General features: G+C 74.8%; 1 protein-coding gene. It reads left to right on the top strand.

Annotated elements, in window-relative coordinates; all coding sequences use genetic code 11:
- Positions 1 to 274: 274 nt before the first annotated feature.
- Positions 275 to 1,567, top strand: a complete 1,293-nt coding sequence (locus tag ABT247_RS33390; RefSeq protein WP_350750354.1) for a GNAT family N-acetyltransferase — start codon at positions 275 to 277, stop codon at positions 1,565 to 1,567.
- Positions 1,568 to 1,657: the final 90 nt, after the last annotated feature.

The following is a 1,657-nucleotide window of genomic DNA, read 5'->3' as shown; positions in this document are numbered from 1 at the left end:
CTAAACTTATTTTTTTTTTGGGTTTTTTGGTTTTTTGTGGTGTCTTCCTCTTATGGCCGCCCCCCCCGGGCGGCCCCCCGGGCCCCCCCGCCCGGCCCCCCCCGGGGGGGGCGGCCCGGGCCGCCGGGCTCAACCGCCCGCACCGGGCACGCCTAGCGCCCCTTCTCCGCCCTCCCCGCGCGGTAATTCGGTTGACCCTGCCGTCGATCGGCGACTGGACTGTGCGGGGCGCCACGACGGGTGGTGCCGGTGGCCACAGGAGGCAGCAACTCCCATGGAGATCCGTTCCACGACCGACCGGGACCGCGACGTCTACGTCGACACCCTCCATGCCGCCTTCGCACGCTTTCCGGAGGCTCCGGCCGAGGACGGCGGCGGGGTCTGGTGGTCGGCGGCCGAGATGGACCGCAATCTGCTCGCCCTCGCGGCGGACGGGCGGCCGGTCGGCACCGCCGGTGCGTACTCCTTCGAGCTCACCCTGCCCGGCGGCACGATCGTCCCCGCCCCCGGCGTGACCGGCGTCGGCGTCCTGCCCTCGCACCGCCGCCAGGGCGTGCTCACCGCGATGATGCGCCATCAGCTCACCGAGCTGCGGGCCCGCGGGGAGCTCCTGTCCGTCCTGCTGGCCTCCGAGGCCCTGATATACGGCAGGTTCGGCTACGGTCCCGCGACGTACACCCAGCGCCTGACGGTTCCGCGCCACCGGGCCGCCCTCGTCCCGCCCCGGGCCGCCCTCGTCCCGCCCCCGGCCGGCGGACGCTCCGGCGCCGCGGTGACCGACGCGCCCTCCCGCTCGGGCACCGGTACGGGAACCGGCGCGGACACCGGCACGGTCGAACTGCTGCGGCGCGCCGAGTGCGGCGGGATCCTCGAAGAGGTCTACGACCGCTACCGCCGCCTCCAACCGGGCGCGCTGAACCGGCCGCCCCACTGGTGGGCGCTGGGCGCAGGCCAGCCCCCGATCGCCCCGGCACCGCGTTACGTCGCCGTCCACCGCGGCGCCGACGGCGTGCCCGACGGGTACGCCAGCTACTCCCGCGGCGACGACAACGTTCTGACGGTCGACGAGGTGATCGCCACCGACGACGCCGTCCACACCGCGCTGGCCCGGTTCGTGCTCGGGCACGACCTGGTCACCGAGGTGGTGTTCAAGCACGTCCCGCCGGAGCACCCGTTGCGCTGGCAGCTCGCCGACTTCAGGGCCGGGCAGCTGAGCGACCACACCGACTGGCTCTGGGTGCGGCTGCTGGACATCCCGCGCGCACTGACCTCGCGCGGCTGGTCGACAGACGGCGAACTCGTCCTCGACGTGGACGACCCGTTCCTCGGCGAGCACGGCCGCCACCTGCTCACCGTCCGGGACGGCAAGGCCGACTGCGTGCCGACGGACCGGGAGCCCGACCTGTCCCTCGATGTGCGCGATCTGGGCGCGGTCTACCTGGGCGGGACGGCCCCGAGCACCCTGGTGCGGGCCGGACACGTCCGGGCCCACCGCCCGGGCGCGGCCGCTCTCGCCGACGCCCTCTTCCGCGCCGAGCGCCCGCCGCACTGCCTGCACTGGTTCTGACCCGCGCCGGCCCCTGACGGGCTGCCGGACGCGGCGTTCAGGCGCCGGACGCGCCGGGGCGCGGCGGGCCCACGCATTCGTGGTCCCGCC

Source organism: Kitasatospora sp. NPDC001539, from assembly GCF_040298565.1.
Lineage (GTDB): Bacteria > Actinomycetota > Actinomycetes > Streptomycetales > Streptomycetaceae > Kitasatospora.
Note: the sequence above shows the minus strand (reverse complement) of the source record. Positions and strands in the feature narration are given on the sequence as shown.

Excerpts from the sequence above, each read along its gene's own strand:
- ABT247_RS33390 (WP_350750354.1), top strand. The coding sequence starts at position 275 with ATGGAGATCCGTTCCACGACCGACCGGGACCGCGACGTCTACGTCGAC.